At 36.7% G+C, this 25,510-nt stretch carries 23 protein-coding genes; 18 read left to right on the plus strand and 5 right to left on the minus strand.

From position 1 onward, the window contains the following. Window positions 1-27: 27 nt before the first annotated feature. The 10 genes from NST77_RS03790 to NST77_RS03835 all read left to right on the plus strand — a co-directional run bounded on the left by NST77_RS03790 (window position 28) and on the right by NST77_RS03835 (window position 9,947). The gene (locus tag NST77_RS03790; RefSeq protein WP_217279861.1) at window positions 28-957 is read left to right on the plus strand and encodes a carbohydrate ABC transporter permease; all 930 of its coding nucleotides are present in this window, start codon (window positions 28-30) and stop codon (window positions 955-957) included. A gap of 19 nt (window positions 958-976) precedes the next feature. Beyond that, window positions 977-1,831, plus strand: a complete 855-nt coding sequence (locus NST77_RS03795) for a carbohydrate ABC transporter permease (RefSeq protein WP_095332285.1) — start codon at window positions 977-979, stop codon at window positions 1,829-1,831. Window positions 1,832-1,858: 27 nt separating this feature from the next. After that, entirely contained in the window at window positions 1,859-3,226 is a 1,368-nt protein-coding gene (locus NST77_RS03800; RefSeq protein WP_095332287.1) for an extracellular solute-binding protein, read from the plus strand. 110 nt (window positions 3,227-3,336) lie between these two features. Then, complete coding sequence (locus NST77_RS03805) at window positions 3,337-4,374, plus strand: Gfo/Idh/MocA family protein (protein ID WP_095332289.1); 1,038 nt, start codon at window positions 3,337-3,339, stop codon at window positions 4,372-4,374. Between the two features lie 204 nt (window positions 4,375-4,578). After that, the gene (locus NST77_RS03810) at window positions 4,579-5,337 is read left to right on the plus strand and encodes a sugar phosphate isomerase/epimerase family protein (RefSeq protein ID WP_095332291.1); all 759 of its coding nucleotides are present in this window, start codon (window positions 4,579-4,581) and stop codon (window positions 5,335-5,337) included. A gap of 45 nt (window positions 5,338-5,382) precedes the next feature. Continuing rightward, complete coding sequence (locus NST77_RS03815; protein WP_095332293.1) at window positions 5,383-6,546, plus strand: Gfo/Idh/MocA family protein; 1,164 nt, start codon at window positions 5,383-5,385, stop codon at window positions 6,544-6,546. Between the two features lie 63 nt (window positions 6,547-6,609). Continuing rightward, complete coding sequence (locus NST77_RS03820; RefSeq protein WP_095332295.1) at window positions 6,610-7,428, plus strand: sugar phosphate isomerase/epimerase family protein; 819 nt, start codon at window positions 6,610-6,612, stop codon at window positions 7,426-7,428. A gap of 12 nt (window positions 7,429-7,440) precedes the next feature. After that, the gene (locus NST77_RS03825; protein WP_095332297.1) at window positions 7,441-8,211 is read left to right on the plus strand and encodes a sugar phosphate isomerase/epimerase family protein; all 771 of its coding nucleotides are present in this window, start codon (window positions 7,441-7,443) and stop codon (window positions 8,209-8,211) included. 321 nt (window positions 8,212-8,532) lie between these two features. Then, entirely contained in the window at window positions 8,533-9,066 is a 534-nt protein-coding gene (locus NST77_RS03830; RefSeq protein WP_047941620.1) for a cell wall hydrolase, read from the plus strand. 107 nt (window positions 9,067-9,173) lie between these two features. Beyond that, the gene (locus NST77_RS03835; protein ID WP_095332299.1) at window positions 9,174-9,947 is read left to right on the plus strand and encodes a serine/threonine protein kinase; all 774 of its coding nucleotides are present in this window, start codon (window positions 9,174-9,176) and stop codon (window positions 9,945-9,947) included. 37 nt (window positions 9,948-9,984) lie between these two features. Here the strand turns inward: NST77_RS03835 and NST77_RS03840 are convergent, their stop codons facing one another. The 4 genes from NST77_RS03840 to NST77_RS03855 all read right to left on the minus strand — a co-directional run bounded on the left by NST77_RS03840 (window position 9,985) and on the right by NST77_RS03855 (window position 14,749). Then, window positions 9,985-10,185, minus strand: a complete 201-nt coding sequence (locus NST77_RS03840) for a hypothetical protein (RefSeq protein ID WP_370999853.1) — start codon at window positions 10,183-10,185, stop codon at window positions 9,985-9,987. A gap of 287 nt (window positions 10,186-10,472) precedes the next feature. Continuing rightward, complete coding sequence (locus tag NST77_RS03845) at window positions 10,473-11,963, minus strand: glycine betaine ABC transporter substrate-binding protein (RefSeq protein WP_095332301.1); 1,491 nt, start codon at window positions 11,961-11,963, stop codon at window positions 10,473-10,475. A 94-nt stretch (window positions 11,964-12,057) separates the two neighbouring features. Next, entirely contained in the window at window positions 12,058-13,173 is a 1,116-nt protein-coding gene (locus tag NST77_RS03850; RefSeq protein WP_095332303.1) for an ABC transporter ATP-binding protein, read from the minus strand. A gap of 337 nt (window positions 13,174-13,510) precedes the next feature. Further along, on the minus strand, window positions 13,511-14,749 hold the full coding sequence (locus NST77_RS03855; RefSeq protein ID WP_163186681.1) for a helix-turn-helix domain-containing protein: 1,239 nt from the start codon (window positions 14,747-14,749) through the stop codon (window positions 13,511-13,513). 206 nt (window positions 14,750-14,955) lie between these two features. Between NST77_RS03855 and NST77_RS03860 the strand changes: the two genes are divergently transcribed. The 7 genes from NST77_RS03860 (at window position 14,956) to NST77_RS03890 (ending at window position 23,331) form a co-directional block, all read left to right on the plus strand. Continuing rightward, the gene (locus tag NST77_RS03860) at window positions 14,956-16,269 is read left to right on the plus strand and encodes an ABC transporter substrate-binding protein (protein ID WP_095332307.1); all 1,314 of its coding nucleotides are present in this window, start codon (window positions 14,956-14,958) and stop codon (window positions 16,267-16,269) included. A gap of 93 nt (window positions 16,270-16,362) precedes the next feature. Next, the gene (locus tag NST77_RS03865) at window positions 16,363-17,280 is read left to right on the plus strand and encodes a carbohydrate ABC transporter permease (RefSeq protein ID WP_082138282.1); all 918 of its coding nucleotides are present in this window, start codon (window positions 16,363-16,365) and stop codon (window positions 17,278-17,280) included. Further along, window positions 17,280-18,107: a carbohydrate ABC transporter permease gene (locus tag NST77_RS03870; RefSeq protein WP_176474233.1), complete on the plus strand. Its 828-nt coding sequence runs from the start codon at window positions 17,280-17,282 to the stop codon at window positions 18,105-18,107. Before NST77_RS03865 ends, NST77_RS03870 begins: the two co-directional genes overlap by 1 nt. Window positions 18,108-18,131: 24 nt before the next feature. Further along, window positions 18,132-20,168: a beta-galactosidase gene (locus tag NST77_RS03875; protein ID WP_095332309.1), complete on the plus strand. Its 2,037-nt coding sequence runs from the start codon at window positions 18,132-18,134 to the stop codon at window positions 20,166-20,168. A gap of 244 nt (window positions 20,169-20,412) precedes the next feature. Next, window positions 20,413-21,780, plus strand: a complete 1,368-nt coding sequence (gene rlmD / locus NST77_RS03880; protein WP_445668914.1) for a 23S rRNA (uracil(1939)-C(5))-methyltransferase RlmD — start codon at window positions 20,413-20,415, stop codon at window positions 21,778-21,780. 283 nt (window positions 21,781-22,063) lie between these two features. Then, window positions 22,064-22,597 carry a cell wall hydrolase gene (locus NST77_RS03885; protein WP_095332313.1) on the plus strand — a complete coding sequence of 178 codons (534 nt, stop codon included), beginning with the start codon at window positions 22,064-22,066 and terminating at the stop codon, window positions 22,595-22,597. A gap of 182 nt (window positions 22,598-22,779) precedes the next feature. Beyond that, window positions 22,780-23,331, plus strand: a complete 552-nt coding sequence (locus NST77_RS03890) for a hypothetical protein (RefSeq protein ID WP_095332315.1) — start codon at window positions 22,780-22,782, stop codon at window positions 23,329-23,331. A gap of 204 nt (window positions 23,332-23,535) precedes the next feature. Here the strand turns inward: NST77_RS03890 and NST77_RS03895 are convergent, their stop codons facing one another. Then, entirely contained in the window at window positions 23,536-24,303 is a 768-nt protein-coding gene (locus tag NST77_RS03895; protein WP_095332317.1) for an IclR family transcriptional regulator, read from the minus strand. Window positions 24,304-24,547: 244 nt separating this feature from the next. On the opposite strand from NST77_RS03895, the gene NST77_RS03900 reads away from it, so the two are divergent. After that, window positions 24,548-25,456: a dihydrodipicolinate synthase family protein gene (locus NST77_RS03900; protein WP_095332319.1), complete on the plus strand. Its 909-nt coding sequence runs from the start codon at window positions 24,548-24,550 to the stop codon at window positions 25,454-25,456. The last annotated feature ends 54 nt before the right edge of the window (window positions 25,457-25,510 follow it).

The following is a 25,510-nucleotide window of genomic DNA, read 5'->3' on the forward strand; positions in this document are numbered from 1 at the left end:
ATCGATTCATTAAGGAAAGGAGATTTTATGGAAGACAATCATGTTACGGCTACGGAAACCAGTATGTACATGGAGGCTGCGAAGAAGAAAAAGAAAAGAAGAACGACACAATGGACATGGTATATTTTCTTAATTCCTAGTTTTTTAGGGATTTTGCTGTTTATGGTTTATCCAGTTATCGAATCATTTAGATTAAGTTTTTTTAAATCAAATGGGACAATAGAAAGCTTTACTGGTTTAGATAATTTCCGCACAGTCTTAACATCAGGACCATTTTGGAATGCTGTATGGAACACTTTTTTTATCGGAATATTTCAAGTCCTAATCACCATTCCCTTAGGCTTCATTTTTGCTACCTTAATTAACTCTGTTGGAAAGGGAAAGAATTTCTTTAAAGTCATCTACTTCTTGCCCAATGTTACTTCAATTGTTGCTGCGGCCATGATCTTTCAATTTGTTTTACATCCAGAAATGGGAATTGTTAATTTTGCGTTAGACTCTATGGGACTGCCGACTCCAGGGTGGTTTTCTGAACCTAGTACTTCTAAATGGGGCGTTATACTGCTAGCTGTTTGGCATTGGATTGGCTTTGTTATCATTATATGTCTTGCTAATCTTCAAGCAATTCCATCAGAAATGTATGAAGCCGCAAAAATTGATGGAGCAAGTGGGGTGCAGCAGTGGCTATTCATTACGATTCCTAATATGACGGGGACATTTGCATTCTTATTAATAACGGGCTGGATTGGAGCTCTGCAACGTTTTAATGAGGTGTATGTAATCGGTGGACCAAATGGAAGCCCTGCTCGTTCCATTCAAACAATGGGAGCCTTTATTTACGAGCGTGGGTTTACCGGTTTTGAATTCGGGATCGCCTCAGCTGCCACATATATTATGTTCATTATTATTTTAATTTTTACGTTTATCAACTTAAAAATATCGAAAATGAAAATCTAATTTAATGGAGAGGGAGACGATGAAAAATACAATCTCGATGAAAAAGCTGGAAAGAATGACAGCCATTATAAAGTATATTGTTCTGTTCGTGTTTGGCATTGTTTTGATGGCGCCATTTGTTTGGATGATCAGCGTAGGGTTTGATCGAACAGCTAATATTGTTATGCCTTTTCCACCGAGGCTAATACCAGAAGCTATTTCATCCTTCAATTATGGGATCGTTTTTGAGAATGGAAGACTTATCCAGGCATATGTTAATTCCGCTATTGTAACTGTAAGTTCTGTCTTTTTAAGTGTATCTGCTTCTTTATTAGCGGGGTATGCATTCTCGAAAGGGAAATTCAAAGGAAAAAGAGTCTTGTTTATCATTGTCCTTTGTACATTAATGATCCCAATGGAACCACGGTTAATCCCTTTATATACTTTTTTTAATCAACTTGGCTTATTAAATACTTTTTGGCCCTTAATTCTTCCATCTGTTATTAGTGGAATGCTTATTTTTCTATGTAAACAGTTTTTCGATCAACTGCCAGATACATTAAGGGAAGCGGCACAAATTGACGGGGCGGGAGAATTTAAAATTTTCTTTCGTGTCTACTTGCCGCTGGCAGGTCCGATAGCAGCAACAATGGTCATTTTATCGTTCATTTGGAGCTGGAATGATTTTATGTGGCCATTAGTTGTTATTAATGATTTGAATTTGCAGACGATTCCGCTTTATTTAGCGAGTTTCTCGCTGGAAAATGGGTCTAGTCTCGGCGGGTTAACGATGGCTCTAGCAACAGTAAGTGTATTACCAATTGTCATTGTGTATTTATTTTTACAAAAATATATTATCCAGAGTATTGCCTTAAGTGGTGTCAAAGGGGAATAGAAGATTCAAAAAAATGGGGGTTGGAAAATGAAAAAGAGGTTATTTTCTAAGACGGCAGCATTTGCTTTGGCATGGATGATGGTAATAAGTGCTGTGCTTGCTGGGTGTAGTTCTAAATCAGGAGGTTCCTCAGGCTCCGATAAGGATGGAGAATGGGCGGGACAGCAAATAACTGTTATGATGATTGGTGATTTTGTGATGGAAGACAAGACAGATCCGATTACGGGTGATTCAGTCAAAGGGGTAAAAGTGCTGAAAGAAGAATTTGAAAAGCAACATCCTGGTGCTACTGTGAAATTTGTTCTGATGCCTTGGGAAGGATACACGGAGAAAACCCAAGCAATGATTACGTCGGGGGAAGCAGATGTGTATCAAATGCCAGGTGTTGCTGATTTTGCTCCACAAGGTGTGTTAGAACCATTGCAGCCATGGATTGATAAAGATCCAGAATTTGATTTAGATATTTTTATCGATAATCAAGTAGAAGGTTGGAAAGCTTTAGGTCCAGATAGTAAGGAGTTAGATATTTTCGGGCTTCCATTTTTAGGAGATGCACGTTTTATCAGCTATGATAAACAGTTATTTGAAGAATGGGGAGTAGAATATTTGTCTGAGTATCCAACAATGGAGGAAGTCGCGGAAAAGGCGAAACAAATGACTGGGAAAAATCCGAAAACAGGGGAGCAAAACTATGGGATTTGGTTCCGGGGTGACTGGTCATCAGCCTTCACTTTAGTCGATCTGGCGGAAGGACAAAACGGACAGTGGGGAACTGGATTTGCCTGGGATGAGGTTGAATTTACTTTTAATTCAAAAGAAATGCTGAATGGCTTAAATTGGCTACTAGATATGCAAAATTATGCTCCTAAGGGCATTGTGAGTAACCAAGGCAATGAAAAATGGTTAACAAAAGAAAATAATATTGCGATTATGCTAAACCAGGGACCTGGCGATACGGTAAAATCAGCCTATGCCCAAGGACTTGGCGATCGAATTGCCATTTCGCAAGAGTTCAAGAATGATGATGGGCAAGGCGGATTATTTGCAGGAAGTCCAATCACTATTGCCAAAGACAGCAAGAACAAAGAATTAGCTTGGGAGTGGCTTAAATTTGCCACAAGTGATTTTGTTCAAAAATATGTCTATGAAGAACTTGGTTTAGTACCATCTGTGAAATCAGCAACAGAATGGGATAGTGTGAAAGATCAACCTTTGATGCTCCCTGTGTTTGAAGCAATGTCTACTCCAATGACACCAAGATATCCTTGGGGCTCTTCACAGCCACGCTATATTCTAACATCTGAAATTGAAGCCGCTTTAACAGGAAAAAGAAGTGCAGAAGATGCGCTGGAAAAAGCGCAAAAGGAAAGTACGGAGTGGGTCAAGAACCGCTAGAAGATAGACGCTAATTTGCAGGAATGAGGCAGATGGGATACTAGAAACTAAAAAAAAGAAAAAAAGTGTATCCAGTCTGCCTGTTTTTTATAAAAGGAGGAGCATGTCTAATGTTAAAAATAGCTGTGATTGGTCTCGGCGATATATCAAGTATTCACCTCTCTGCTATTCAAGCAAACCCAACAGCTGAGTTAGTAGCAGTAAGTGATATCGATGAAACACGAAGGGAGAGTGTGCAGGGGGTAAATTTTTATACAGATTACCAAGAAATGCTGGAGAAGGAAACGTTAGATTGTGTACACATTTGTTTACCACATTATCTTCATTATCCAGTGACAAAAGCTTGTGTGGATAAAGGTGTTCATGTCTTGCAAGAAAAGCCACTGGCTTTACACACAGAAGAAGGTCTTGAACTACTAAAACTAGAAGAGGACAACAAACAAGTGAAAATCGCTATTTGTTTTCAAAATCGCTTGAATGAAACGGTTGAAAGACTACGGCAGATTATCGCAGAAAATAAGTATGGAAAAATTGTAGGGATCAAAGGGATCGTCACTTGGGCAAGGTCAAAATCCTATTATGACAATAAGCCGTGGCGCGGGAAATTAGACTTAGCAGGTGGGGGAGTCATGATTAATCAAGCGATTCACACTTTAGATTTAATGCAGCTTTTGGGAGGGGAAATAGCGACAATAAGAGGAACTGTTGACCAACTTCTTGATTATGGCATTGAAACAGAAGATACGGCAGCAGCCAGAATAATTTTCAAAAATGGGATTAACGGGTTCTTTTTTGCTACAAACGCGAATGGAAATAACTCAAGTGTAGAGCTTCAAATCGTCTGCGAAAATCAAAAGTTTACCATTAAGGACAATATGTTAACGATTCTAGATGAAAATGGCAAAAAGATAGTGATAGAAGAAGATACTAAGCTTTATGGCTCTAAGTTCTATTATGGAGCAAGTCATAAAAAACTGATCGATGGCTTTTATGCTTCTATTTTAGAGAATAGACAGGACTATATACATGTCAAAGATGCCTTGCCTTCCTTACAAATGATTGATGCGATCATCCAATCATCCAAGCTGAGGAGGGAAATCAGAATCGATGAAGTCCTTGTTTCCAATCGATGTTTAGGAGATATGTAGTCTTTAGGAGATTATATTTATTTAAGAATGATACCTTCTTTATTTTTGTGCACGATTGAGCAAATCGTCTGCGTTAAGACATTGAAAAAGCAATAGGGGTAAAATAATTGCCAATAATGAACAAGATTAGCTGATGCGTTTCTCATTTTAGCGATTAAGATAGAGGTATCGACTTTTTATTTTACAAAAAAAGGAGCGAGTTCGATGCATAATCAGTTTGCTGCCCAATTGTTTACAGTAAGAGAAGAATTAAAGAGAGGAATTACCCCTGTATTTAAAGAGTTGAAAGAGATGGGGTGGGACGGGGTTCAGCTATCTGCATTACCTGCTGGCTATGATCCGCATGAAGTAGCAAAGGCCTTACAGGAAAATAATCTAGGCACAGCTGGAATACATATCCCGCTTGATCGGTTAGAAAACGATTTAGACCAAGTAGTGGAGGAAGTAAAGCTATATAACACAAAAGACATTGTCTGCCCATTTTTACCAGAGGATGTAAGAAATCAAGACGGGTATGAGCGGGTAAAGGCGCTTTTGAATGAAGTGGCGGAAAAGGCACCAGAATTTCGCATCAGCTATCATAATCATGCCTTTGAATTTGATACAGACATGGATGGGAAATCAGCGCTGGAATATTTATTGGAGCCTACTTCCGATAATAAGATCTTTGCAGAAATTGATGTTTTTTGGGTGAAAAAGGCTGGAAAAGATCCGCTGCAATTTCTTAAACCCTATGCAAATAGAATGCCAATCATTCATTTAAAAGATATGACAAATGATGAAAGACAAACTTTTGCAGAGGTTGGTACAGGGCTGATCGACTTTCCCCCTATTTTAAATTGGTGTAAAAAAGCTGGAGTCGAGTGGTATGCAGTCGAACAAGATATTTGTCCAGGAGATCCGCTGGATAGTCTCCGAATAAGTTTAGAAAATCTTAAACGTTTAACAAGACTTTTGCAGTAAAGCTTTAGAAATGAAAAAGCGAGGTTAGGAAGGAGACGGAGAAGATTGGCTAAAGTCAAAATAGGCATTATCGGTATTGGTAATATGGGAAGTTCGCACGCCATGTATTTAAATAATGGTGAAATTGCGGGAGCGGAATTAGTTGCTGTATGTGACAGCAATCCAGAAAGATTGAAATGGGCAAAGGAAACATTAGGAGAGCATATTCAGCAATTCGATCATGTTGACCGCTTTTTTGAATATGCGGATATGGATGGAGTTATTATTGCAACGCCTCATTATGATCATCCGCCATTGGCAATTCAATCACTAGAACAAGGGTTTCATGTTTTAGTTGAAAAGCCTGTAGGTGTATATACAAAAAAAGTAAGGGAATTAAACGAGGCTGCAAGCAAAAGCGATAAGGTATTTGGGATTATGTTTAATCAGCGAACCAATCCCTTATATCAAAAGCTGAGAGAGCTTGTGCAAAGTGGCGAAGTGGGAGAAATTAAACGAACAAACTGGATTATCACCGATTGGTATCGTTCACAAAGTTATTATGATTCAGGTGGCTGGAGAGCGACATGGGCGGGGGAAGGAGGCGGAGTTCTTCTAAATCAAGATCCGCATCAGCTGGATTTATGGCAATGGACAAGTGGATTAATGCCTAAACGAGTCCGCGCATTTTGTGGATTTGGGAAGTTTCATGATATTGAAGTAGAAGATGATGTGACCGCATATGTGGAATATGAGAATGGAGCAACAGGCGTCTTTGTAACATCTACAGGTGATTCTCCTGGCACGAATCGCTATGAAATATCGGGTGATCGCGGAAAAGTAGTGATAGAGGATGGAAAGTTAACCTTCTGGCGACTAAGACAATCGGAAAGGGAATTCAATAAAGAATATAAAGGGGGGTTCGGCGAACCGGAATGCTGGAAAATTGATATTCCTATTAAAGGAGAAGCTACACAGCATAAGGGGATCACAGCAAATTGGGTAAATGCTATCCGCAATGGGACAGAGCTGCTTGGACCTGGTGTAGAAGGCATAAAGGGATTGGAAATCTCGAATGCCATGCATTTATCGGCATGGATCGATGATTGGGTTGAACTCCCTATTAACGAAGATCTTTTTTATGCTAAATTACAAGAAAGAATAAAGACATCTACTTTTAAAAAGAACAAGCATGCATCGATTACATTAGATGTGAAAGGTTCTCATTAAAGACAGGGGCAGATTAGTCTGTCCTTTTTTTCAAGAATAAGAAAAATGTGGGAGGTACAGAAGATGAAATTAGCTTTTACTACTCTTGGATGTCCTCATTGGAATTTAGAAACAATTATCCAACATGCAGTGGAAAATGGCTATTCAGGCGTTGATTTTCGTGGGCTGCTAGGAGAACTTGATCTATATAAGCTTCGTGAATTTTCAGCAAATGTAAAAGAAACGGTACGTCTCTTTAAGGAAGCTTCTTTAGAAATTCCGTGTTTTTCCAGTTCAGTCAAATTGGTAACTCAATCGCAAGAAGAATATGAGAAGTATGTAGAGGAATTAAGAGAGTACGCATTGCTCTGTAAGGAATTCAACACTCCATATATTCGTGTATTTGGTGGGGCAATCGGAAAGTGGAAGAGAGAAGAAGCAATGGAAATCGCTGAGAAAAATATCCATGATTATTTGGCGATTGTAGAGGATATCAATGTCAAACTTCTCCTAGAAACACATGATGATTGGACAGATAGCAGATATGTGAAAGAGCTGGTTCAGCGAGTTTCCTCTGATTATTTGCAAGTATTATGGGATATCCATCATCCCTTTCGAACAATTGGCGAAAAGCCTGATGTTACTTGGGAGAATCTTGGGGAATGGGTTGCCTACACCCATTGGAAGGATTCTTATCTAAAAAAGGAAGCAGAAAGAGGCTATCAGCTTTGTCTTTTAGGAGATGGGGATATACCATTACAAGACATATACACTTTATTAAAAAGGAACGGGTATGATGGCTACTATACATTTGAATGGGAAAAAAAGTGGTGTCCTGAATTGGAGGAGCCGGAAATAGCCTTTAAGCAGTTTAGTAAGTATATGAAAAATATTCTTGTGTAGGGGGGAAATCCTATGAGGTTCGGATGCTGCGCTGCTATTGATCAGGCAGAGGCATTGGATAAAGCGGGGTATGATTTTATCGAATGTACGGTTATTTCCTTAATGCCAGAAGAAAAGGAAGAGGTATTTAAAACAATATTAGAAAAATATCAAGCTTCGCCTTTACCTATTGAAGCTTTTAATATTCTTTTGCCAAGTGACTTAAAAATAGTGGGCGATAAGGTAGATAATCAGCGAGTGAAAGATTATTTAAAATCTGCATTAGAGCGTGTTTGCCGAATAGGTGCGGATACAATTGTATTTGGTAGTGGTGGTGCAAGAAGTTTTCCGAAAGGACTGTCGAAAGAAAAGGGCAGAGAACAAATGGCAGCCTTTTTATCGACAGTATCGGATATGGCGGACCAATTAAGCTTAACGATTGTAATAGAACCGCTCAACAAAAAAGAATCGAATATTATTAATAGTATTTCAGAAGCTGTTGCATGGTCAAAGGAATTTAATCAAAAATCGTTAAAAACATTGGCTGATTTCTATCATATGGAAGAAGAAAAGGAACCACTTACGAATCTCTATGAATATAAAGATTTTATCCAACATATCCATGTTGCTGATACGAATAGGCTGGCTCCTGGTACAGGAATGTATCCCTATCCTGAGTTTGTGCGAAACATTCATAAAGCAAACTATGATGGCAGAATCTCCATTGAATGTAATTGGAGGAATTTTGCAGAAGAAATTGGACCAGCACTTGATTTCTTAAAAAAGCAGTTTTCTTGTCATTAAATGAGTCTTTAAATTTTTTTAGTACCTTTTTATTTTTGGTTACAGATAAAAATGGTTTGTAACAATCCTTCCTAAAATTTCCTGAAATTAGATGTTATTTGCTAACTAACTCGATTGGTTAATACTTCCACCATGTTGTAAATCCCTTTTTTAGTAAGCTATCAACCTAGCAATCTTTCGTTTACCACTTTTTGGACGATGAATCGAAATATTACATCTGCTAGCCTAATAGAAGACATCAGAAATAACGACTACTAGGAGGTAAGATTTTTGAAAAAATTAATAGTAGCCGCTGGATTAGTGCTATCTATTTCAGCATTTATGTTAATCGATAAAGCAGATGCAGCAACGAATCGAACGATTCAATCTGGGGATACTTATTGGAAAGTGGCCAAGGGCTTTGGGATTCCAATCGGTGATTTAATGAAGGCAAATAATAGCAAAGCCTTAATTACAGGTCAAAATATTATTCTACCAAATGCCACTGTTTCACCAGCCGATAAAGATTTAATGGCGAGATTAGTTCGCGCTGAGGCTGTTGGTGAACCATATGCAGGAAAAGTTGCAGTAGCAGTGGTTGTTTTGAATAGAGTAAAAAGTAATCAATTTCCGAATACTATTCGTGATGTCATCTATGAAAAATCGAATGGATATTATGCTTTTACCCCTGTTCAAAATGGGGAAATTAATAAGGCAGCTGATGCGGAGTCAAAAAGAGCCGTTAATGAAGCAATTGCATTAGATGGAAAAGGAAATGGTTCTCTGTATTTCTTTAATCCAAAAACAGCTACAAGTGACTGGGTTTTCTCACGAGAAGCAACGGTTACTATTGGAAACCATCGTTTTGCTAGATAAATAGTAAAGGGGCACCGGTCTTAAGATTGGTGCCTTCAGATTTTTAAAGTGTAGACTCTTTTTGTTACAATGAACCATAGAACATCAAATAGAAGGAGTAAAGCATTTTGAAATGGAGTTATTTAACACGTTGGATTTTTGATAGGCCGCATAAGAAGGGCACCACTCTGTATACATATGAAGTTGAAAAATGCCTTGGATTGGGAGCATATGGAATTATTTACTTGTGTAAAGATAGAATGGGGAAGAAATATGTAGTTAAACAATTACGGCCAAGCAAAGGAAAAAAACAGCGTGAACGTATGCGATTTAAGGATGAAGGGGAATTGTTGAGAAAAATAGATTGTCATGCAATCCCGTCTCTTCTTGATGTATTTACAATAGAAAAACACCATTATTATGTCATGGAATATATAAATGGGGAAAATATAGAGGATTTATTGTTTTTTCAAAAGCAAAAGTTTACAGAATTTGAATCCTTACGCATGATGAAACAGCTTCTTTCTATTATAAATTATCTACATGACCATCATATCTATCACACGGATATTAGACCACCTAATGTAATTCTTAAACAAAAAAAGGTGTATTTGATTGACTTTGGATTAGCGAAACGAGTCGATATAGACAATTTAAAAGAAGTAAGTAATTCTCGCCAAGATGATTATTATGATTTTGGACAGATGCTTTTGTTTTTACTATATTCAAATTTTAAAGGGAAGAAAGGCAAGAAGCGCACATGGTTAGAAGAATTAACCTTGCATCCGGCAACAGTCCAGCTGCTCAAAAGATTATTAGGAATTTCCATACATTATAGCAGCGGAGTAGAAATAGAAAAGGATTTAGATAATGCCCTAGCTATTTTAAAAGAAGCAAACTAGAAAAACTCTTGTAACTTGCTACAAGAGTTTTTTTGTATTAGCTACTATGCTTTCGGCGTTTATAATAATGACTACCGCCGTATGGATTCCGTTTCCGATGGTCCGAACTACTATAGCTTTTGGATTTTCGATAACCTCTTCTATCACTGCTGCTATATCTTTTATAGTTCTTATGACGACGACTATTACTATAGCTTCCTGAAAATTGCTGTATCTTCTTCATAATTTTTCTAAACATTTTCTCACCCCTTTGGAGATTCCACTAGATATTAATTTTAGCAAATAGCGTGAAAGTAAAACGAAAATTTACAAAAAAAATACATGAATGTAATATAAATCGTTGCTTTTTAAAATGAGTCTGCTTACAAGTGATGAGTTATTGATTTGCTAAACGATACGAAAGCATTTGTGGAGCAGCATGATTTAGAAGAAATTCTTAAATTGGCAGAATGATAGATAGTTTGAATTGAAAGACCACAAAGGGGTTATAGAAAATCTATAACCCCAACATATCAGCCTTATAAACTAATCAATAAGCCCTTCTTCTTTCAAAAATTCGACCGCAACATCTTCATATTGCTCTTTATCAATATCTACTTTTGCATTTAATTCTTGCATTTTTTCATTATCAATTTTTCCGACAAGCATGCTTAATACATCTTCTAATTCTGGATATTTTTCTAATGTTTCCGCTCTAATTACTGGTGTTGCATAGTATGGCGGGAAGAAGTTTTGATCATCTTCTAGTACCTGTAAATCAAATGCTGGGATACGGCCGTCTGTTGAAAAGGCGTCAATAACATCGACATCACCGTTTTTAATCGCACTGTACATAATCCCAGAGTCCATTGCTTGCGTATTTTTAAATTGTATTCCATAGGTATCGATAAGACCTGGATAGCCATCTTCTCTTTCTAAGAATTCCGGTTCAGATCCTAAGGTTAGGTCTGGTGCGATCTTTTTTAAGTCTGAAATAGTCTTTATTTGGTACTTTTCCGCATCTTCTTTGCGCAGTGTTAATGTGTATGTGTTGTTAAATCCAAATGGCTCTAGCCAAACTAAATTATAGTCTTCTTTAAATCTTTTTTTCACTATTTCATAGGCTTCGTCAGGATCACTAACCATATCTTCCTTTAAGATACTTAATAATCCAGTACCTGTATATTCCATATACATATCATAATTTCCAGTATTAACTCCCTCAAAGGCTGGGGCGGTTCCGCCGAGAAAAGATTCATAATTTACTTTTAAGTCTGTGTGTTCTTCAATGAGATGCCCCATGATGTAAACCATAATTTCTTGTTCTGTGAAATTTTTTCCAGTAATGGTGATGGTATCTTTTCCGCTTTTTCCACTGCTGAAATTGGCAATGACAGTCGAAAGTGGAAGGATTACAATTAAACCTGCAACAATCCAGATTCGTATTTTGCTTTTTTTCACTTTTTTATTTTGAAGACCTTGAGGGGTCACATCTGTTTCTAATAGTTTTAATAAGTAATCAAATATAATAGCCAAAAGGGCAGATGGGATGGCTCCAGCAAGGATAAGGCCAGTATTATAGGTTTGTAAACCACGGAAGATTAAATCTCCCAGTCCGCCTGCGCCGATTAATCCAGCGATTGTTGCCACCCCGATTATTAATACTGTTGCAGTCCGAATTCCTCCCATAATAACGCTTAAAGATAGTGGCAATTCAACCATCCATAACACTTGGCGATTGGTCATACCCATACCTACGCCAGCTTCGATTGCAGATTTTTCTACTCCGACAATTCCTAGATATGTATTGCGCAAAATAGGTAATAGACCATAAACGGTTAAAGCAATAATGGCTGGAAGTTTCCCAGTACCGATGAATGGTACTAGAAATACTAGTAATGCCAAACTTGGTATGGTTTGAAATACGCCGGCTACTCCAATGATGGAGTCTGCAATTTTTCTGTGGCGAGTTAAATAGATTCCTAGTGGAACGGAAATCACGATTGCAATGGCAATAGAGATAAGAGAAAGATACATATGCTCTAAAATTAAATTCCATATTGTCGGCCAACGGTTGATGAAGACATCTATTGTGTCTGTGATTATATTAGGAATGGCTCATCCCTCCTTTTTATTCTCCAATTTGGTCAGCAATATATTCCACAAGACCTGCACGGTTGACAATACCAATAATTTTAGAATGCTGGTCAATTACTGGAATAAAGCCATATTGGGATTCACTAACAAGTTGAAAAGCTTTTTCCGTTGTTTCTTCAAGATGAAGCGTTTTTATATTCGTATCCATTATATCTTTCAAGGTTAATTCTTCTTCTCTATATCGTTTTTGTACCTCCCACACATTCGCTATTCCGAGAAAGGTATTAGATTTGTCGACGACCACTAGACTATCCACACGCTTTCTTCTCATTAATTTCAATGATTCTGCAAGACCGCGAGACTCACCGGCTGTTACAGGAGGGACCATTAATTTTGCTAATTTAGGTAAAGAAATATTTTCTTGCAAACGATCTTCTCCAATAAAATTGCGGACAAATTCATTTGCTGGGTGACGTAATATATTTTCTGGCCGATCTAATTGCACAATTTCTCCGTCTTGCATAATACAAATTCGATCCGCTATTTTAAGAGCTTCATCCATATCATGTGTAACAAAGACAATTGTTTTTTTGATATCCTGCTGCAAGCGGACTAATTCATCTTGCAATTGTTCGCGGCTGAGAGGATCCAAGGCACTAAACGGTTCATCCATCAAAATTATTTTCGGATCTGCCGCAAGTGCTCTAATAACCCCGATTCTTTGCTGCTGTCCACCGCTTAATTCAGAAGGGTAACGATCACCAAATGTATCAGGATCTAACCCGACCATTTTCATTAAATCATTAATTTTGTCTACATATTGTTCTTTTTTCCATTTTTGGAGTCTAGGAACGAGCGATACGTTTTCTTTAATCGTCATATGGGGTAATAAACCTATTTGCTGAATGACGTAGCCAATAGTTCTGCGGAGTTTTACAGGATCCTCTGTGGAAATATCCTTTCCTTCGATTGTAATGGAACCACTAGATGGTTCTATAAGTCGATTGATCATTCTCATCGTAGTTGTCTTGCCAGAACCACTTGGACCAATTAGAACAAGTAATTCTCCTTCCTTTACCTCGAATGTAATATTCTTCAGCGCTTTAAATCCATCTTGAAACGTTTTGGTTACTTCTTTAAAATGAATCAATTTCTACGAACACCTCCAGACCTTTCTTTAAAACTAATTACCCGTTTTTGCTAACTAACTAACCGCCTTTTTTAAACTATTTATGAAAGACATTTACTATTATATCATTATTTTTAGAAAAATAAGACCAAAAAGGAATATTTAAGGGAATTATAATTAGAATTTTCAATGAAAAGATAAAGGAGAATAATAATGTAATTATATTTTGGAGAATCCTAGAACGAATTATCTGACTAGCTATTTGTTACCAAATATGTATTTATAAGAAATATTTAATACGGACAGGGGTTATCCTAACACAAGTAAATAACTATTGGATAAGCCCTAATTCTATTCTCTATAAAAAATTAACCGTATTCTTTCTAAATTGTTTAGGAGTAATTCCGGTATACTTTTTAAATACTTTCGTGAAATAGCTTTGATCGGTAAAATGTAAAAGGGCATGAATATCAGATAAGGAATGTTCTGCAAAAGTCATCAGTTTTTTTGCTTCCTCAATTTTCATTTGCTGTATGTATTCACTAATAGGAATTCCCACTTCTTTTTTAAATAAGTTGGATAGGTATTTGGGGCTGATAGATAAATGCTCTGCAATGGACTGTAAGGTTAATGGTTCATAGATATGCTTGTAAATATAGTTTCTGCACTGAAAAATCGGTCGCGAATAATTTTCCCTATTTGTTTTAGCTACTTTATCTGCAAATTCATACAAGATATTTTCTGTGAAGAAATGAATGTCCTTTATATCTTGTAATTCCTCTAAGTCTTGAATGTAGCGGTCTCCTAAAGAATAGGCGATTTCAGGATGAAGACCGCCTGTAATGGCCGCACGGGTTGCAAGGGTAATGGTTGCAATAGTTAAATTTTTTTGATTTCTTACTTCATTTTTTTTAGAAAGTTTTCCAAAATGAAAGGAAGTATTTTCTTTAAAGGCTTTCCAATATGCAAGCAGATGTTCTTTTTGTCCATCTATAATAAATTGATAGAGTTTTTTCTCAGCGATAGGATCATGGTGAAAGGAGGAATTTTGGTGTGTTTCTAATATGTATTTATTTGCAGTCTTGTCATCGGTTAAATGATTGGGCGATTGCATTTTTGGAATGATAATGTCTTTGTCATAAATCTTGTTATTGTATAAAAAATAGATAAGTTTGCAGATTTGTCCTAATTTCGCATTGCTTATGACGGGAAGAGAATAATAATAGTCGCTTAAGGCTTCTTCCAAACCTTTTTTCCGATAGGCAGTAATCAAGTTATCTATCAGCAGTCTACTTGGTCGTTTAGATAAAACGGGGCCTAAAATAATGGTACCTAAGTTGGCAATCGGAATGATGGATACGTTTTCAAAAAAAGGTGTACCTATTATGGCGGGAGACAGAGAATTCTTTCCATTTCTAGGAATGACCTGTCTATAAAAGGATTGTTTAGAAGGATAAAGAGGATTAATTAGTTCGTTCGCTGTTTTTTCTGCCATTATAGTTCCTTCATTATTAAGTAAAGTAATAGAGATATTTAATATATCTGTCATTAAATTACATATATACTCCAAATTCTTCATATTTAGACGATTTCCCACTAGATTCTCCTCCATTAAATTGAATGTTGTCAAAATTTAGAGAGTGATAAGGTAGTTGAAATACCAAAATAATAGAAATTATACCATAACCATCTTTGATAACAGTATATACTTGGACTACTCAGGTAAGCGTTTTCTATTCATTTTGTTTTCTTTTTAGATTTATAGAAAGCAGAAAAAATCTCTTTTAAAAGGAGTGGAACTTTATGAGGAAAATCTATGGTTTTGTTTTATTATTTCTATTTATGATTGTGTTAGGGGCATGTAGCAATAGCTCCTCAACGAGTACAGAAGATCTAACCATTCCAGATAATCCAGAGGATATAAAAGGGGATGTCACCGTCTGGGCCTGGGCATTAGAAGCAAATTATTTAGAAAAGGATGTACTTCCTGCTTTTAATAAGAAATATCCTAATGTAAACGTGAAGGTTGAGCATATTGGTGTTGATCAAGTATACCAAAAGGTTAGTGCGGGTCTTTCATCAGGGGGAAGCGGATTACCAGATGTAGTACAGGTAGAAAATAATCGTATTCATTCATTTACAGATGATTTTCCTGATGCATTTACGAATTTAAGTTCACTTGGCTTTGACAAACATGAAAATGAATTTTCTAAGTCGAAAATAGATGGGTTAAAGGATAAGGATGGAAATATTATTGCAGCACCAAGAGATTTAGGACCAGTGGGTGTTATCTATCGGACAGATATTTTTGAGGAGGCAGGAGTTGACCCAGCGACTATCAAAACATGGGATGACTATATCAAAGCGGGGAAAAAGGTTGTTGAACATACGGGGAAGGCATTTCTAGGAACAGATGGAGATGGATTGCTTAGAATTATGCTGCAGCAGCAAGGAAGCTATTATTTTACAGAGGATAATAAATTAGATCTTACTTCAGACGCAGCCAAAAAGGCCATTGATATTTTGCAAAAAATGAAGGATGCAGAATTAATTATCTACACAAATAACTGGGATGGGCAAGTAGCAGCAATGAAAAATGGAGAGGTCGCAACACAGCCTGGTGCTGTCTGGTGGAGTGGAACGATGATTGAACAAATGCCTGAGCTGTCAGGTAAATGGGGCATGTTCCAACTGCCTGCTTTTGAAGAAGGGGGAGGGAGAGCTTCTAATGATGGAGGATCTGCCTTAGCGATTCCAAGTAAATCGGATAATAAAGTAGCAGCATATGTGTTTGCTGAATTTGCATCAACAGATGTAGAATCACAAATTAAGGCACTTACGAATAGAGGATTATTCCCAGCGTTATTAGCAGCATATGAAGAGCCGGTTTTCAGTGAAGAACAAGAATATTTTAATAATCAAACATTCTTTAAAGATTTTGCTGATACAGTAACAGATATTCCCTCTGTTAATCACAGCAGTGCAGAGCTAGAACTCAGATCCATTATGACAAGTCAAATGGAAGCGTTTTTACTTGAGGATAAACCAGCAGCACAAATATTGGAGGATGGAAAGAAACAAGCTGAGCAGCAAACTGGATTGGAATCGAGCAAATAAAAACCATTTTTGCTAAAGGATTAGAGGCTGACTTTGAGAATAGCATTTGAACCTATTTTTGAATGCAGCCTCTAAAAAAGGAGGGGGAGAAGGATGTCGGATAATAAAATGCTAGAAACAGGAACAAATTCATTAACTATAAAAAAGAAAAAACAATTTATCACGCCTAAGACCGTTCCTTATCTATTTGTTGGTCCAGCCTTGCTATTGTTTATTGCTTTTACGGTTTATCCTATAATTGCTTCTTTTCTATTAAGCTTTCAAACAAAGGTGGCAGGTGTGTATACTTTTTCTGGGCTTGCGAACTATACACGGCTTTTCAGTGATCCACTCTTTTACAAAGCGCTTGGCAATACATTTATTATTTTGCTAGTGCAGGTTCCGATTATGTTATTCCTAGCCGTCTTATTAGCGAGTGTATTGAATTCTAGTTTATTAAGAATGAAAGGTTTTTACCGGGTCGCTTTTTTTACTCCTGCTGTTACTTCATTAGTCGCAGCTTCCATCATTTTTGTATTGCTGTTAAATACAGACTACGGTTTAATCAATTATTTATTCACTTCAATCGGTCTTGAGAAGGTTCATTGGCTGACAGATCCTTTCTGGGCGAAGGTCTCCCTTATTCTTGTAACAACTTGGAGATGGACTGGCTATAACATGGTTATCTTATTAGCTGGCTTGCAAAATATCCCGAATAGTTTGTATGAAGCAGCTAGTATAGATGGTGCCAGTACAATCAAGAAATTCTTTTATATCACGATTCCACAGCTTAAGCCCGTTCTGTTATTTACTTTTGTAATGTCAACAATTGGCTCCTTTCAATTATTTGATGAGCCGTACAACTTAACAAATGGCGGTCCAAATAATGCGACCATAACGATTACTTACTATCTTTATAATCAGGGCTTCAGTTTCTTTAATTTTGGTTATGCATCGGCCATTGCTTATGTAATTGTGCTCTTTATCGCGGTTCTATCATGGATTCAATTTAAGGTGGTGAGAAATGACTGATGACAAAACAGAAACGCATTCAAAAAATATTTATGCACCTATTTTTACTTATTGGTGTGGTCATTTCGATTGGTCCATTTTATTGGATGCTTGTAGGGGCAACAAATCCTTCAGGCGATGTGCTGGCCTTTCCTCCAAAATTGATTCCTGGTAATTATTTGCTGGAGAACCTACGAAATTTAAGCAATTCTATCGATATTGTCAAAGCGGTAACTAATTCATCAATCATTGCGATTGTTTTTGTCATAGTAAGTTTATTCATTTGTTCCGCAGCAGGCTATGCTTTTGCGAAGTTTAAATTTAAGGGCAGCAATCTGATTTTTGCATCCTTTTTATTGGCGATGATGATCCCGTATCAGGCTACGATTATTCCACTATTTCAAATCTTTGGATCGTTAGACTGGATCAATACGTATCAAGCGATTATATTGCCGCAAATATGCTATCCCTTTGCTATCTTTTTAATTAGGCAAAATATGCAGGGAATACCAGATTCCTTAATAGAAGCAGCAAGAATAGATGGAGCTGGAGAATTCTTTATCTTTTTCAAAATTGCTTTGCCAACAATGAAGCCTGCTTTAGCGGCTGTTGGGATTTTCCTTTTTACCCATCAATGGAATAATTTTATGTGGCCATTAATAGTGATGACAACACAGGAAAATTATACTTTGCCAGTGGCTTTGTCCACTTTAGCTGGTCTTAATTCTATTGATTATGGACAATTGATGTTAGGGACAGCTATTTCGGTAATCCCAGTAATGGCCGTCTTTCTTATCCTGCAAAAGCACTTTATTTCCGGTATTTTAGGTGGTTCGATAAAAGAATAAAGAATATAGATAGGAGTGCAAATAATGACGAAAAAATGGACGGAGGAAAAATTAACACTAGGTGTTTGCTATTATCCAGAACACTGGTCAGAGGAGCTGTGGGAAGATGATTTTCAAAGAATGAAGGAGTTAGGATTTACCTATGTTCGCATGGGAGAATTTGCCTGGACGATATTGGAGCCAGAAGAAGGGGTATATTCTTTTGCTTTATTTGATCGAGCGATTGAAAAAGCCCATAAATTCGGCCTGAAGATAGTGCTCGGAACCCCAACAGCTACACCGCCAGCATGGCTGACCCATAAATATCCTGATGTATTAAATGTATCCCAAACAGGCATACCGTTCCAGCATGGCGCTCGAAGACATTATAACTATAATTCGGAAAACTATCGAAGACTAAGTTCCGCTATCGTGACAGAAATGGCAAAACATTATAGCCATAATCCAGGCGTTGTCGGCTGGCAGATTGATAATGAATTAAATTGTGAAATAGATGTTTTTTATTCGGACGCCGATCATCTAGCTTTTAGAAAATGGGCAATGGAAAAATATCAAACGTTAGATCAATTAAATGAGGCATGGGGAACTGTTTTTTGGAATCAGACATATACCAGCTGGGATCAAGTTTATTTAACTCGCACAACGGTTCCCAATTCTCCCAACCCTCATCATATGTTAGATGAAAAGCGGTTCATTTCTGATAGTGCTATTTCTTATGCAAAAATGCAAGCAGACATTATTCGGAAATATACAAGCAATCAGTGGGTTACCACAAATGGGATGTTTAAGCATCTCGATAATCATAAGCTGACAAATGAAGTGCTAGACTTCTATGCTTATGATTCTTATCCTAACTTCGGCAGAGTATTAGAAGATAAGAGCGATAAGCCTTTGCGAGACCGGAAATGGAGCTGGAACTTAAGTGTAGTCCGCAGCATTTCCCCTAATTTTGCTATTTTTGAACAGCAGTCCGGTCCCGGCGGATGGGTGACACGACTAGAACAGCCGTCGCCTAATCCAGGACAGCTTCGCCTATGGACCTATCAATCGATTGCACATGGTGCAGATTTAGTTATGTATTTCCGCTGGCGAACATCAACAAAAGGAACAGAAATTTACTGGCATGGCATTAATGACTATCATAATCTGCCTAACCGCCGTATAAAAGAAGTAGAGCAAGTAAGCAAGGAGATTCAACTAATCGGAGAGAAGATAGCAGGAGCGACTTACCAGGCAGAGATAGCAATCGTCACTAATTATGATAATGAGTGGGATGCGGAATTTGATAAGTGGTCAGGACCTTTTGCTTCCCTTAGCAAAGAGGCATGGTTTAAGGTGCTGCAGTACAATCATATACCTGTAGATGCCTATAATCTAAATAGTAACTCTAATCTAGATGAGTTGAAAAAATATAAAGTACTGGTGTATCCTCATGCAGCGATTGTATCAGAACAAACAGCGAATTTGCTGAAAAAGTATGTAGAGCAAGGTGGTAAATTGATACTAGGCTGTCGCACTGGATATAAGGATGAAACAGGTCAAGTCTATATGAAGGCATTCCCAGGTTATCTAGCAGACCTTACGGGAATAACGGTAGAGGATTTTACAAGGGAAGCACCGTTTGAAACTACTCCAATCGTAATCTACAAAGAAAAAACAGAGATTAAGACTAGAGGATTTTATGAGACTTTAAAAATCGAATCAAAAGATACGAAAGTAATAGGGAGGTTTTCTGACTGCTATTTTGAAGGAAAGCCCGGCCTGGTTAAGCACCAATATGGAGAGGGAGCTTGTTATTATTTTGGAGGCGTGTTTACTATCGAGCTTGTTGAAAATTTACTTGAAGAAATACAAATAAATAATAATAACAAATTTGATTTACCTGAAAGTGTAGAGTTGTCCATACGCAAGAAAGAAGGGAAGGAATTTGTTTTCTTATTAAATTATTCCCATGAGACGCAGGAACTGGAAGTCAAGGAGGGAATGACCAATATTTTAACAGGAGAGAAGGTACATCAGAAGATACAATTGAAGGGTTATGATGTACTTGTGTTAGAGTAGAATATCAGAGGGATAAAGAGGCTTAAGGAAGGACGTTGTAAATAAAGCAACGTCCTTTTAAATTTACTAATATCTGCAAAATAAAAATTATTATTTTCATATTGTATGATTGTCCTTTATACTAGGGAAGTATGTTAAAAATAGAGTAGCTAGATCCCTCAAAGAAATGATTCTTTTCAAATAAATTAGCTAGTGAATTTTTGTAAGGAGGAAATGTCGTTTGACCACTATTGAAAAAGAAACAATGATTGTTGATATTAAGAATGTTGATGAAAAAGGTGCTGGACAAGCAGTTGTTTGGCGCGAAAATGAATTAGGCAACAAAAAGAAGCTAAAACTAACAATCCCGCAAACTTTACCAGGTGAAAAGGTAAAGGTAACAGTTGATCAGCCGCATAGAAGACATCGAAAAGCGATGCCAGAAGAAATCATAGATGCACATGCGGAAAGAATTGGACCAGCTTGTCCACATTTTGAAAAATGCGGCGGATGTGTATGGCAGCATTGGGATTATAATGGGCAATTACAACAAAAAACCAATCATGTAAAACGGGTGATTGAAGAACAAGGATTTGATCCTAGCTTAGTAAAAGATACAATCGGCATGGATGAGCCTTGGAGATACCGCAATAAAATGGAATTTACCTTTGCTGCGGATGGTTCTCTTGGTCTACATGAGCAAGGGAATTTTAGAAAAATTATTTCCTTAGAAACTTGCCTGATCGCTGGAAAAGAAATGGTGGAAGCGGCACTTGAAATAGCCAATTGGGTAAAGGAACATGCATTAAAAGGTTATAATAAAGATACACATGAAGGACTTCTTCGTCATTTAATGGTGAGACAGTCTTTTGCTACAGGGGAAATGATGTTGGCGCTATTTGCGACAGAAGCTCCAGACGGTTCTTTGAAAGATGCAGTGGATACAATAGTTGCTCGTATTAACGAAAAGTTCCCACAAGTTAAAAGCTTTATGTGGTTAGAGAATACCGATTGGGCAGATCGTACGCAATCAGAAAAAAGTCATACATTAGCTGGGAGAGATTTCATTTACGATGAAATGGATGGATATCGATTCCGCGTCTGGTTTGATACTTTCTTCCAAACGAATCCGACGCAAGCACAAAAATTAGTCGATTTAGCTGTAGAAATGGCGGAACCAAAGAAATCAGAGAATATGATTGATCTATTCTGTGGTGTCGGTACATTTTCTCTTCCATTCGCGAGCAGGGTTGGCAAGCTTGTCGGGATTGAAATTGTCGAAAGTTCGATTGAATCAGCAAAACGAAATGCAGGAGATAATGGTATTGATAATACTACTTTCCTAGCACAAGATGCCCGAACTGGATTAGCACAAGTATTAGAAACATTTGGCAGCCCTGAGTTATTGCTGCTAGATCCTCCTCGCTCTGGTGCAGGTGGAAAGGTAATGAGACGTATCGGACGTTCTCAACCAGAAAGAATTGTATATGTATCATGTAATCCAGATACCTTTGCTACTGATATTAAGCAACTGGAGCCATTTGGATATACATTGAAAGTGGTTCAGCCAGTCGACTTATTCCCGCATACCGTTCACGTTGAATGCTGTGCATTATTAGTAAGAAATAATTAATATTTGATAAGCTGATTTCAGATTTTTTCTGCTATCAGCTTTTTTATTGTTATAGATAGAAAATGGAGTTGTATTAGTATTGTAGAATCTCCATTTTAAAAAAAATTATCCCCTATGTAGGGAAAATATGAGCAATTGGAGAAAGAGGAATTGTAAATATCTAGTTATTTCTCCCAAATATCCCGGCGAATCTTACAGTTCTTCCAACAATTATGCAATGAGTTTTGCTTGCAAACCTGTTAGCCTTGTATATGGGCCTGTTAAAACAGGAGGTATACAAAAAATGAAACAGTTATTATTTATTGCAATTATATTCACTTTTATTAGTGGTTCTTATATATATATACCATCTATTGCAAAAGCAGAAACAATTAGTAAGGAAGAAACAACAACTGTAGCAACAAGAAAATTTGCTGTTGATAAAAAGGAAAATGTAAAAGCTTCTGATGAATCAGCAGACATAACGAATAATGAAAAAAAATTACTGGCCCGTCTTGTTCATGCAGAAGCGAAGGGTGAGCCGTTTGCCGGTAAAGTAGCAGTAGCTGATGTAGTACTAAATCGTCTAGATGATAAGCAGTTTCCTGATACAGTAGAGTCTGTCATCTATGAGAAAAATGCTTTTCAGCCTGTTCAGAACGGTTCCATCGATAAAGCACCGGATAAAGAGTCCATGGAAGCAGTAGAAGAAGCATTAAATAATGGAAAAGAGAATAAAGAGCTTCTTTATTTCTATAATCCAGATACAGCAACAAGTGATTGGATTTTTACAAGACAAGTGATTAAGCATATAGGAAATCATGCATTTTCTATTTAAGAAGCATTAATTAGTTAATTATTTTGCCCTTATTTCATATATTAGTAGTAGTTGAGGAGATTTTCGAATAGAATTTCTCCATTTTTTTATTCTTTATTATTTATTGCTAATACGGGAAAAGGAAAATATTTGAAACTTTTTCAATGTACTGTTCGTATAGTTTTTATTGAGGAGGCGATGTGTTGAAGAAAAGTAATCATCGTATAATCATAATCGCATTATTTCCTTTTCTTCTTATATTATTAGCTGGATGTACCGAGAAAACAGTTAAAGATACAGATCCATACATACAACCAGTAGAAGCTGTTTTACAAAATGCCTTAAATGGACCCAAGGATGAATTAATAGAAATATGGAACAAGCAAAAGGAAAGCAAAGCAAATGGAGAAGAAAAGCAGGCTGCTCTAGGAGAATATGAAGAAGCAGTCTTTAAAGATTATTTTTCTAATCAAAAATCCTATAATGATTTCATTACAAGATATGGGACGATCTTAATGATGGAGTCGTATAAAAAGGATTATAGTCTTAAGGTTAAAAATATTGAATTCGAAAGAACTGATTCGAAAGGAAAGATTTATAACTTTTCTATATCATTAGCATATCATAAAAAGGGCATGGATGAGCCAAAAGTAAAACAAGTAACTGGGCAAGCGAATGTAAATGCTGATTATAAAATTGAAAGAATGTTTATCCGTGTAAATGATTTATGGGGATCAATTGATAAGAGAAAGTAAAATCTGCTATGTTAACGAAGAAGTGGATAAAGATAGCGTTTGAAAAAGAGATGTAATTATTCGGGTGCAGTTCAGAATGCCGAAGCTCCACGGAAAGTAACACCCGATTCAAAGTGATTAATAAATATACTTTACTTAAAACTTCTATTTCAAAAAACGGGAGTTTGTCTACAGTCTGAAGAGACAGGCAAAAATGCCTGTCTCTTATTTCATTGTAATTCCATATCGCATTTTTTCCGATAATTCTTTTCCTGTTGTTTTCAATAGCTGTAAATAGTCATTAAGGAGATCATCACTTACGGAAGAAACTAATGTTGAGATACTAAGCGCTGCTAGTATTTGTCCATGTTGATTTAAAATTGGTACCGCGATACAGCGGACACCTAGTTCATTTTCTTGATTATCCACAGCATACTCGTTATAACGCACTTTTTCTAATTCCATAAGGAAATCTTCTTTCTTGGTGATAGTCCGGTTTGTTGCTTGTGTAAACAGATAGTTATCTAGTAGTGAATGAATTATATCTGGAGGTTGATACGATAACAATAATTTTCCGATTGCTGTACAATGGAGGGGAATTCTTCTCCCAATCCGAGAGTACCGTATAACAGAATTAGCCCCTTCTTCCTTGTCAATGTATACACCTGCATTCCCATCAAGAATACCTAGATGGCATGTTTGGCCCGTCTTTAGTGCTAACTCAACGAGATATTTATTAGCTATTTGCCTGATGTTTAAAGTATTGATAACTAAATTCCCTCTTTCAACGAGCTTTAAGCCTAATCGATATTTTCCATTTTCTGAATTTTGATCAATATAGCGAGATTGCTGCAAAGTCTTTAATAAAGAATGTACTGTACTTTTATGAAGCCCCATTTGTTCGCTGATTTCCGTAATCTTTAATTCTACGGTGTGATCGTTAAATAAATCTAATATTTGAAGTGCACGTTCCACAGATTGAATGATTGGCATAATATCTTCTCCATTTTTGTTTTATAATATTTAACTATTTCCTAGGATAACAAATATTATAGTGTACTTTTACATTAATACAGCCATTTCAAAATAGCAATCTATATTTGCAAATTAGAAAATATTCAAAATTAACAAAATGTAAGTGTTTACTTTTAGAGGCTGTATGTTATAATCAATTCACACAGACTAAATAATAGCAATGAGTTTTATAATGTAAAACTAAAAGGAGAGATAAGAAGAAATGACCGAGCTGAATCGCTTTAGAGGTATTATTCCGCCAGTGTCAAGCATTCTTGATAAAGATGGTAATCTGAAAGAAGGCGAAATGGCGTTATTAATTGATAAACTAATTGAGGAAAAAGTAAATGGCTTATTCTTTTTAGGTACTGGTGGAGAATTTTCGCAAATGTTTGTAAAGGAGAGAAAGAGGATTGCTGAATTTGCTGTTAAGTATGTTGCAAAAAGAGTTCCTGTCTTAATTGGAATTGGCAGCACGAATACAAGGGAGGCAATTCTGCTTGGTCAGCATGCGGAACAAATAGGCGCAGATGGAATTGTTGCTATTAATCCCTATTATTGGAATTTAACCAAAGAGAATTTATATACTTACTTTAGTGACATAGCAAAGTCTGTTAAGCTGCCAGTTTTACTCTATAATTTTCCAACTCTTACAGGGCAGGATTTAACACCTGATTTCGTGATAGAGCTTGTTCTAAATCATCAAAATATAGTTGGTATTAAAGAAACGATTGATTCGATCGGACATATTCGTGAAATGAATGATAAGGTAAAAATGATTAACCCTGATTTTTCTGTTTTTTGTGGGTTTGATGACCATTTATTTAATACGCTACTGCTTGGAGGAGATGGCGCAATATCAGCTAGTGCAAATTTTGCACCACAACTATCAGTTGGTCTGTATAACTCCTTCTTAGCAGGAGATATAGAAAAAGCAGTTTCTTTGCAGAAACAATTAGCTATATTGCCACAACTATATAAAATAGATAGTCCGTTTGTAAATGTAGTGAAGGAAGCAACGAAATTATGTGGTTTGAATATTACAACAGAGGTGTTGCCTCCTGCTAAAGCCCTTAATGAAGAGAAGAAGCAGCAAGTTAAGGAAATTTTACAACAGGCAAATTTATTATAAGAGAAGAAGATATATTCCTTTTTTTGAAATGATTATTTGTTTACTAAACAAACA

The sequence above is a fragment of the Niallia sp. FSL W8-0177 genome, assembly GCF_038006285.1.
GTDB lineage: Bacteria > Bacillota > Bacilli > Bacillales > Cytobacillaceae > Niallia > Niallia circulans_A.